The organism is Pseudomonas sp. Q12-87 (genome assembly GCF_001269755.1).
GTDB lineage: Bacteria > Pseudomonadota > Gammaproteobacteria > Pseudomonadales > Pseudomonadaceae > Aquipseudomonas > Aquipseudomonas fluorescens_S.
Genome location: NZ_LHVI01000030.1, coordinates 71,012 through 80,576 on the forward strand (window position 1 = coordinate 71,012; position 9,565 = coordinate 80,576).

Here is a 9,565-nt window from a genome sequence, read left to right on the forward strand (position 1 = left end):
CGAGCAGGCTCGCTCCCACAGGTATTGTTGGAGCAATCAATGCCCATTAAATCTTAAACCGCCTTGACCTCGATGATTTCCACTTCGAAGCTCAAGGTCTTGCCCGCCAGCGGGTGGTTGAAGTCCACGGTCACTTGGGCGTCGTCAAATGCCTTCACCACACCCGGCAGCTCGGTATTGGCGGCGTCGTTGAAGATCACCAGCAAACCCTCGGACAGCTCCATGTCCTGGAACTGCGAGCGTGGCATGGTCTGCACGTTTTGCGGGTTGGGCTGACCAAAGGCGTTTTCCGGCGGCACGACCACGGTGCGCTTGTCGCCGGCCTTGAAACCGAAGATCGCGGCTTCGAAGCCTGGCAACAGGTTACCGTCGCCAACCTTGAACACAGCCGGGTCCTTGTCGAAGGTGCTGTCGACGGTGTCGCCGTTTTCCAGGTGCAGGGCGAAGTGAAGCTTCACTTCGGTGTTTTGAGCGATACGCTGCTCAGTCATGGACGGCTTCTCCGGTTTTCTTGCTCTTGAACATGTCCAGGGCCAGCATCACGGCGCCCACGGTGATGGCGCTGTCGGCAAAGTTGAACGCCGGGAAATACCAGCGGTTCTGCCAATGCACCAGAATGAAATCGATGACGTGGCCCAAGGCAATACGGTCATACAGATTGCCCAGCGCGCCACCGAGCACCAGCGCCAGCGCCACGGCCAGCCAGGTTTCATCGCGCCCCAAGCGCTTGAGCCAGACCACCAGCACGCCACTGACCACCACGGCGATCAGGGCGAACAGCCAGCGCTGCCAGCCCGAACTGTCGGCCAGGAAGCTGAACGCTGCGCCGGTGTTGTAGGCCAGGGTCCAGCTGAAGTAGTCGGGAATGACCACGATCTGCTGGTACATCGTCAACGAGCTTTCGAAGTAGTACTTGCTGGCCTGGTCGATGACCAGAACCAGCACGCTCAACCATAACCAACCCAGCCGTCCGAAACGGCCCGCCACATTAGGCATAGTGGCGAACCTCACCGGTGCCGCTGATGTTGTCGACGCAACGACCGCAGATTTCCGGATGCTCGGGATTCACGCCGACATCTTCGCGGCAATGCCAGCAACGGGCACACTTGACGAAGCTCGACTTGACTACCTTGAGCTTCAGGCCGGCCACTTCGGTGACCACGGCATCGGCGGGTGCCTGCACCAATGGCGCGACACTGGCAGCGGAGGTGATCAGCACGAAGCGCAGCTCGTTGCCCAGCTTGGCCAGGTCGGCGCTCAGGGCCTCTTCTGCGTAAAGCGTGACTTCGGCCTGCAGGTTGCCACCGACGGCCTTGGCCGCGCGCTGGATCTCCATTTCCTTGTTGACCGCAGTCTTGACCGCCATGATCCGGTCCCAATAGGCACGGTCCAGCTCGAAGCCCTGGGGCAACTCGGTCAGGCCGTCGTACCAGGTGTTGAGCATCACCGACTCGTTGCGCTCGCCCGGCAGGTATTGCCACAGCTCATCGGCGGTGAACGCCAGGATCGGCGCGATCCAGCGCACCAACGCTTCGCTGATGTGGAACAGCGCGGTCTGGCACGAACGACGGGCCTTGCTGTTGGCACCGGTGGTGTACTGGCGGTCCTTGATGATGTCGAGGTAGAAACCACCCAGTTCCTGCACGCAGAAATTGTGGATCTTGGAGTAGACGTTCCAGAAGCGATACTCGCCGTAATGCTCCTGCAATTCGCGTTGCAGCAACAGGGTACGGTCGACGGCCCAACGGTCCAGCGCGAGCATTTCCTCGGCCGGCAGCAGGTCGGTGGCCGGGTTGAAACCGGTCAGGTTCGAGAGCAGGAAGCGTGCGGTGTTACGGATCCGCCGGTAGGCGTCCGCGCTGCGCTGCAGGATCTGCTCGGAAACCGCCATCTCGCCGGAATAGTCGGTGGACGCGACCCACAGGCGCATGATGTCGGCGCCCAGGGTGTCGTTGACCTTCTGCGGCGCGATCACGTTGCCCAGGGACTTGGACATCTTGCGCCCGGACTCGTCGACGGTGAAACCGTGGGTCAGCAGCTCGCGGTACGGCGCATGGTTGTCGATGGCGCAACCGGTCAGCAGCGACGAATGGAACCAGCCGCGGTGCTGGTCGGAACCTTCCAGGTACAGGTCGGCGCGCGGGCCGGTCTCGTGGCCCATCGGGTGCGAACCGCGCAGCACGTGCCAGTGGGTGGTGCCGGAGTCGAACCACACGTCAAGGGTGTCGCTGATCTTGTCGTACAGCGGCGCTTCGTCGCCCAACAGTTCGGCGGCATCCATCTTGAACCAGGCTTCGATGCCTTCGACTTCAACACGCTTGGCCACTGCTTCCATCAGCTCAACGGTGCGCGGGTGCAGCTCGCCGCTTTCCTTGTTCAGGAAAAACGGGATCGGCACGCCCCAGTTGCGCTGGCGGGAGATGCACCAGTCCGGACGGTTGGCGATCATCGAGTGCAGGCGCGCCTGGCCCCATGCCGGTACGAATTGGGTCTCTTCGATGGCTTTGAGCGAACGCTGGCGCAGGGTGTCGCCGGTGGTTGGCTGCTTGTCCATGCCGATGAACCACTGCGCGGTGGCGCGGTAGATCAGCGGGGTCTTGTGGCGCCAGCAGTGCATGTAGCTGTGTTCGATGACGGTGGTATGCAGCAGCGCGCCGACTTCGGTCAGCTTGTCGACGATGGCCGGGTTGGCTTTCCAGATGAACTGGCCGCCGAAGAACTCCAGCGACGGCGCGTAGACGCCATTGCTCTGCACCGGGTTGAGGATGTCATCGTTGACCATGCCGTATTTCTTGCAGGTCACGAAGTCGTCGACGCCATAGGCCGGTGCGGAGTGAACCACGCCGGTCCCCGCGCCCAGTTCCACGTAGTCGGCCAGGTACACCGGCGACAAGCGGTCGTAGAACGGATGACGGAAGTTGATCAGCTCCAGCGCCGAACCCGGCGCAGTGGCCAGCACCGAGCCTTCGAGGTTGTAGCGGGCCAGGCACGATTCGACCAATTCTTCAGCCAGCACCAGCAACTTGTCGCCGACATCGACCAGGGCGTAGTTGAACTCCGGGTGGACGTTCAGCGCCTGGTTGGCCGGGATGGTCCACGGGGTGGTGGTCCAGATCACGATCGACGCCGGCTTGGCCAGCTTGCCCAGGCCGAACGCGGCGGCGAGCTTGTCTTCATCGGCGATCGGGAACGCGACGTCGATGGTCGAGGACTTCTTGTTCTCGTACTCGACTTCCGCCTCGGCCAGGGCCGAACCGCAATCGAAGCACCAATTCACCGGCTTGAGGCCCTTGAACACGAAGCCGCCCTCGACGATTTTCGCCAAGGCACGGATTTCGCCGGCTTCGTTCGCAAAGTCCATGGTCTTGTAGGGGTTGGCGAAGTCGCCCAGCACGCCGAGGCGGATGAATTCGGACTTCTGCCCTTCGATCTGCTCGGTGGCGTAGGCACGGCACAGTTCGCGGGTCTTGTCCGCGCCCAGGTTCTTGCCGTGGGTCACTTCGACCTTGTGCTCGATCGGCAGGCCGTGGCAGTCCCAGCCCGGGACATAAGGCGCGTCAAAACCCGAGAGGGTCTTGGAGCGGATGATCATGTCCTTGAGAATCTTGTTCAGCGCGTGACCGATGTGGATGGTGCCGTTGGCGTACGGAGGGCCGTCGTGCAGGACGAACTTCGGACGATCCTTGCCAATCTCGCGCAACTTTCCGTACAGGCCAATGCTGTCCCAACGCTGCAGAATCTGTGGTTCGCGCTGAGGCAGGCCGGCCTTCATTGGGAAGGCGGTGTCCGGAAGGTTTAGCGTGGCTTTATAGTCGGTCATTTAAGGCTCTTCATTAGCGATTGGCGCTGGTTGCGACAAGGGCACGGGCGGCGGCGATATCTGCATGGATCGCCGTCTTGAGCGCCTCCAGAGAGGCAAAACGCTGCTCTTCACGCAGCTTCTGGTGGAAAACCACCGTCAAACGCCGGTCATACAGATCGCCGGCAAAATCCAGAATGTGTACTTCGAGATGGGCCTTGCCATCCCCTTGCACCGTGGGCCGTACGCCGATATTGGCAACACCGGGCCAGGTCTTGCCGTCGATATCGACACTCACCAGGAATACGCCGGTCAGCGGCACACGACGACGCTTGAGCTGCACGTTGGCGGTTGGCGTGCCCAATTGGCGCGCCAGTTTCTGCCCGTGCAGGATCCGCCCGGCAATCCGGTACGGCCGGCCGAGCAAGCGCTCGGCCAATGCAAAATCGGCAGCCGCCAGGGCATTACGGACCTGGGTACTGCTGACGCGCAAGCCATCCATCTCGACGGTCTGCGCCGCCTCGACGGTGAAGCCTTGGGCGATACCTGCCTGTTGCAGGTAGTCGAAATCGCCTGAACGGTCGCAACCGAAACGGAAATCATCGCCGACTTCCAAGTGTTTCACATCGAGACCGTCCACCAGGATGGTATCGACGAACTCGGCGGCGCTGAGCTTGCTCAGGCGCTGGTTGAAGGCCAGGCACAAGACCCGGTCGACGCCCTCGGCGGCCAGCAGTTGCAGCTTGTCCCGCAACCGGGCCAGACGGGCCGGGGCGGTGTCCGGGGCGAAAAATTCCCGGGGCTGCGGCTCGAAGATCACCACGCAGCTGGGCACGCCCAATTCCAGCGCACGCTCGCGCAGCCGCGCCAGGATAGCCTGGTGGCCACGGTGAACACCGTCAAAGTTGCCAATAGTGGCGACACAGCCCCGATGCTGGGGGCGCAGGTTGTGGAGGCCTCGAACCAGCTGCATAACGCGCTTCTTGCTCATAAAGTGGCCGATTATAACCACACCCGGCGGCCGACGACAGGCAACACCGTAACCCAAAGTGATCGAACCGACAAAACCACTGCCCGGCCCGGGATTATCGAGCGCCCGCCCTCAGCTCAAGGCCTTGCGATTGAAGTCGCGCAAACGGAAGCCCATCAGCAGCAACATGCCGAAATAGGCCACCACGCCGGCGACGACCAGCACGCCCAGGCGCAGGAAACGCTCGAACATCTGCCCTTCGCCCCAAGCCGGCATGAAATGCATCGCCCCCAGCAGGACCGCCGACATCACCGCTACGGCGACCAGCAGCTTGAGGCCGAATTTGCCCCAGCCCGGTTGCGGCTGATACATCTTCTGCTTGCGCAGTTGATAAAACAGCAGCCCGGCATTCAGGCAAGCGCCCGCACTGATCGCCAGGGCCAGGCCGGCGTGGGCCAGCGGACCGATGAGCAACAGGTTGAACAATTGGGTCATCACCAGGGTGAAAATGGCGATTTTCACCGGCGTGCGAATGTTCTGCTGGGCGTAGAAGCCCGGCGCCAGCACCTTGATCACGATGATCCCGAGCAGGCCCACCGAATAGGCAACCAGCGCTCGTTGGGTCATCGAGGCATCGAAGGCATTGAACTGGCCGTACTGGAACAACGAAACGGTCAGCGGCTCGGCCAGGATTCCCAGCGCCAGGGAACACGGCAAGACCAGCACAAAGCACAGGCGCAGGCCCCAATCGAGGATACGCGAGTACTCATGGCGGTCCTGGCTGGCGTAGGTCTTGGCCAGGGTCGGCAGCAGAATCGTGCCCAGGGCCACGCCCAGCACACCGGACGGCAACTCCATCAGGCGGTCGGCGTAGTACATCCACGACACCGAGCCGGCCACCAGGAACGAAGCGAAGATGGTGTTGATGATCAGCGAAATCTGGCTGACCGACACCCCGAGGATCGCCGGCAGCATCTGCTTCATCACCCGCCACACACCGCTATCACGCAGATTCAGCCGTGGCAGCACCAGCATGCCGATTCTCTTCAGGTGGGGCAGTTGATACAGCAATTGCGCCAGGCCGCCCACCAGCACGGCCCAGCCGAGGGCCATCACGGGAGGGTTGAAGTACGGGGTCAGAAACACCGCGAACACGATCATGCTGACGTTGAGCAGGGTCGGCACGAAGGCCGGCACGGAAAAGCGGTTCCAGGTATTGAGGATCGCCCCGGCCAGGGACGACAGGGAAATCAGCAATATATAAGGAAAGGTTACCCGCAGCAGGTCCGAGGTGAGCTGGAATTTTTCCGGGGTATCGGTGAAACCTGGTGCCGTGGCCCAGATCACCCATGGCGCGGCGAGCATGCCGGCGGCCGTGACCAACGCCAGCACCAGCGTCAGCAGCCCGGTGACGTAGGCAATGAAGGTGCGGGTCGCCTCTTCGCCTTTCTGGCTTTTATATTCCGCCAGGATTGGCACGAAGGCCTGGGAAAATGCGCCCTCGGCGAAGATTCGCCGCAACAGGTTAGGCAACTTGAAGGCGATGAAGAAGGCATCGGTGGCCATTCCGGCGCCGAATATCCGGGCGATCAGCGTGTCGCGAACGAACCCCAGGACGCGGGAAAGCATCGTGATAGAGCTGACGGCAGCCAACGATTTGAGCAGATTCATGAAAAGAGTTTTTGCCTGTCGATAAACAGCAGGCGAACAACGCGCCCACTTATGCGATACTCCGCGCCGCTAAACAGTGCAGAGCCAAAGCCCGCGAGTTTACAGGTCGCACGCCGGAAAGAAATCCTCCGGTGCGTCGCACCTGCCATTCAGCGGAACGCGTCACCCGCCCTTGACAAGACTTCAACTCATCGGCATGATTCGCGGCCTATTTTGTTTGCTATTTCCCAAAAAGTCTTTCGAGGAGCTCGACGGTGGCCAACACACCTTCCGCCAAAAAACGTGCAAAACAGGCTGAGAAGCGTCGCAGCCACAACGCCAGCCTGCGTTCCATGGTCCGTACCTACATCAAGAACGTAGTTAAGGCCATCGACGCAAAAGACGCTGAAAAAGCTCAAGCTGCTTACGTTCTGGCTGTGCCAGTTATCGACCGCATGGCCGATAAAGGCATCATCCACAAGAACAAGGCTGCTCGTCATAAGAGCCGCCTGAATGGCCACGTAAAGGCCCTGAACGTTGCCGCTGCTGCCTAAGCGACGCGCTCATTAAAAAACCGACCTCAGGGTCGGTTTTTTATTGCCTGGGATTTAACAGGCCCATCGCAAAAAAATGTGGGAGCGGGCTTGCTCGCGAATGCTGTGCGCCAGGCGACACTTACGCCACTGACAGACCGCATTCGCGAGCAAGCCCGCTCCCACACGGGTGTTCTGCGTTGGATTATTGAGCGCGGGCCCACGGCAAGATCGGGATCGCCGTCACCGCATTCTGCGGGCTGCCCTCGATTACGCGGTCGCTGTAGACCAGGTAAACCAGTGTGTTGCGCTTCTTGTCGAGAAAACGCACCACCTGCATAGTCTTGAATACCAGCGAGGTACGCTCCCTGAACACCTCGTCACCATCCTTGAGCTCACCCTTGAAGCTGATAGGCCCAACCTGGCGACAGGCGATGGACGCCTCGGCGCGATCCTCGGCCAGGCCAAGCCCACCCTTCACACCGCCGGTCTTGGCCCGCGACAGGTAGCAAGTCACACCGTCGACCTTGGGGTCATCGAAAGCCTCGACGACGATCCGGTCGTTCGGCCCGACAAACTTGAACACCGTCGACACCTGGCCAATTTCTTCGGCCGACGCCAGCAGCGGCACTGCCAACAGCAAGCCGATCAATCCTTTAGCCAAACCCATGATTTTTCCTTAAACGAGGATCAGGTTGTCACGGTGGACCAGCTCAGGCTCCGCCATGTAACCCAACAGACCGACAATCGCATCAGACGACTGACCGATGATTTTCTGCGCTTCCAACGCGCTGTAGTTGGCCAGGCCCCGGGCAATCTCGCGACCATCGGGTGCCACGCACACAACCATCTCGCCGCGCCGGAAACTGCCCTGGACCAGCTTCACGCCCACCGGCAACAGACTTTTGTTGCCTTGGGACAAGGCCGAAACAGCCCCCGCATCCAGCACCAGCGTGCCACGGGTTTGCAGATGCCCTGCCAGCCACTGCTTGCGCGCCGCCAGCATGCCGCGCTCGGGTGATAGCAGAGTGCCGATGCGCTCGCCGGCCTTCAGGCGATCCAGCACGCGCTCCAACCGCCCGCCGACAATGATGGTATGAGCACCAGAGCGCGCGGCCAGGCGCGCCGCCCGCAGCTTGGTCTGCATGCCGCCACGGCCCAGCGCCCCACCGGTACCACCCGCGACGGCGTCCAGCGCCGGGTCATCGGCACGGGCTTCGTAGATCAGGTTGGCATCAGGGTTGTTGCGCGGATCGGCATCGAACATGCCGTCGCGATCCGTGAGAATCACCAACAGGTCCGCTTCCACCAGGTTCGCCACCAAGGCGGCCAAGGTGTCGTTGTCGCCGAAACGGATTTCGTCGGTGACCACCGTGTCGTTCTCGTTGATCACCGGAATGACTTTCAGCTCCACCAGCGCGCGCAAGGTACTGCGGGCATTGAGGTAGCGCTTGCGGTCGGACAGGTCGTCGTGGGTCAGCAGGATCTGCGCCGTATGACGGCCATGCTCGGCAAAGCTCGATTCCCAGGCTTGCACCAGGCCCATCTGGCCGATGGCGGCGGCGGCCTGCAGTTCGTGCATCGCGCTGGGTCGCGACGTCCAGCCCAGACGGCTCATGCCGGCTGCCACGGCTCCCGAGGAGACCAATACCAGCTCGACGCCAGCCTCATGCAGGGCCACCATCTGCTCGACCCACACCGCCATTGCCTGACGATCCAGCCCCTTGCCATCCGCTGTCAGCAGTGCGCTGCCGATCTTCACGACCCAGCGCTGCGCACCCGTCACCTTGCTCCGCATCATCTTCAACCTTTGCCAGCGAACGACGCGACCCAGCGCCGCCCATGGGATTATTCGTATTTGCGTTTTACAGATACCAAAACGCCGCTCGAATGAGCGGCGCCTTGGAAACCGGCTTGCCGACGATGATAACACTGCGTTGAAACACTTGAACCTGCCCCCTATGCCAGCCACCCTAAAAACCTTTGTGGGAGCGAGCAGGCTCGCTTGTATGGTAGGACTTGAAGGGAGGAGGAGGGACAAGGCTCGATTCTGACTGTTAGCCGCAGTACAGACCGTGGGAGATTTCACCCCTCCTCCTTTCACCCAAGCGCCGATAAAGAATGCATCTGGCCTAGACCGACGATAGGAACAAGCCTGCGCCTCTGGGTGAACCCTTCAAGTGTTCAAACCTTAGCCCGGAGGATTTTCAATGGCAATGCCGGTTTCTGTCGTAAAGCCGATCGTGGGTGTTGATGTCGCCAAGGATGAGTTGGTGATTTATCACGCAGAAACAGATCGACTCGAAGCGATCCCCAACACCAAAGCTGCGATCAAGAAGTGGCTCAAGGCGTTGCCCGCGCCAGTGGATGTCGCCATCGAAGCCACCAATATCTATCACCAGGAATTCGCCGACCTGGCTTATGCGCAAGGTTGTGTGATCTACATGATCGGCGGCTACGAGCTCAGCCATTACCGCAAAGGTGTGAAAGTTCGCGCTAAAACCGATGCGCTGGATGCTCGGTTGTTGGCTCGTTACTTGAACAACGAAGGCCACCAGTTGCACCCATGGACCCCGCCATCGCCCCTGTATTGCCGGCTTATAAGCCTTTTCC

9 protein-coding genes are annotated in these 9,565 nt (G+C 61.0%); 2 read left to right on the forward strand and 7 right to left on the reverse strand.

All coding sequences use genetic code 11. The annotated features are described in order from the left end of the window. Positions 1-53 precede the first annotated feature (53 nt). The 5 genes from fkpB to murJ all read right to left on the reverse strand — a co-directional run bounded on the left by fkpB (position 54) and on the right by murJ (position 6,440). Positions 54-491 carry an FKBP-type peptidyl-prolyl cis-trans isomerase gene (fkpB, locus tag AD663_RS23130; protein WP_003185584.1) on the reverse strand — a complete coding sequence of 146 codons (438 nt, stop codon included), beginning with the start codon at positions 489-491 and terminating at the stop codon, positions 54-56. After that, positions 484-996 carry a signal peptidase II gene (gene lspA / locus AD663_RS23135; protein WP_003185585.1) on the reverse strand — a complete coding sequence of 171 codons (513 nt, stop codon included), beginning with the start codon at positions 994-996 and terminating at the stop codon, positions 484-486. Before lspA ends, fkpB begins: the two co-directional genes overlap by 8 nt. Further along, entirely contained in the window at positions 989-3,820 is a 2,832-nt protein-coding gene (gene ileS / locus AD663_RS23140) for an isoleucine--tRNA ligase (RefSeq protein WP_003185587.1), read from the reverse strand. Before ileS ends, lspA begins: the two co-directional genes overlap by 8 nt. A gap of 13 nt (positions 3,821-3,833) precedes the next feature. Then, complete coding sequence (gene ribF / locus AD663_RS23145; protein WP_003185589.1) at positions 3,834-4,772, reverse strand: bifunctional riboflavin kinase/FAD synthetase; 939 nt, start codon at positions 4,770-4,772, stop codon at positions 3,834-3,836. Positions 4,773-4,901: 129 nt separating this feature from the next. Continuing rightward, on the reverse strand, positions 4,902-6,440 hold the full coding sequence (murJ, locus tag AD663_RS23150; protein WP_053214611.1) for a murein biosynthesis integral membrane protein MurJ: 1,539 nt from the start codon (positions 6,438-6,440) through the stop codon (positions 4,902-4,904). Positions 6,441-6,694: 254 nt separating this feature from the next. Here murJ and rpsT point away from each other — a divergent pair, with 254 nt between their 5' ends. Further along, on the forward strand, positions 6,695-6,973 hold the full coding sequence (gene rpsT, locus AD663_RS23155; RefSeq protein WP_003185593.1) for a 30S ribosomal protein S20: 279 nt from the start codon (positions 6,695-6,697) through the stop codon (positions 6,971-6,973). A 184-nt stretch (positions 6,974-7,157) separates the two neighbouring features. On the opposite strand, the gene AD663_RS23160 is transcribed toward rpsT, so the two are convergent. Further along, positions 7,158-7,622 carry a CreA family protein gene (locus AD663_RS23160; RefSeq protein ID WP_003185595.1) on the reverse strand — a complete coding sequence of 155 codons (465 nt, stop codon included), beginning with the start codon at positions 7,620-7,622 and terminating at the stop codon, positions 7,158-7,160. 9 nt (positions 7,623-7,631) lie between these two features. Further along, complete coding sequence (gene proB / locus AD663_RS23165; protein WP_003185596.1) at positions 7,632-8,750, reverse strand: glutamate 5-kinase; 1,119 nt, start codon at positions 8,748-8,750, stop codon at positions 7,632-7,634. A 412-nt stretch (positions 8,751-9,162) separates the two neighbouring features. On the opposite strand from proB, the gene AD663_RS23170 reads away from it, so the two are divergent. Continuing rightward, the coding region (locus AD663_RS23170; RefSeq protein ID WP_157062737.1) for a transposase at positions 9,163-9,565 on the forward strand (403 nt) is incomplete at its 3' end.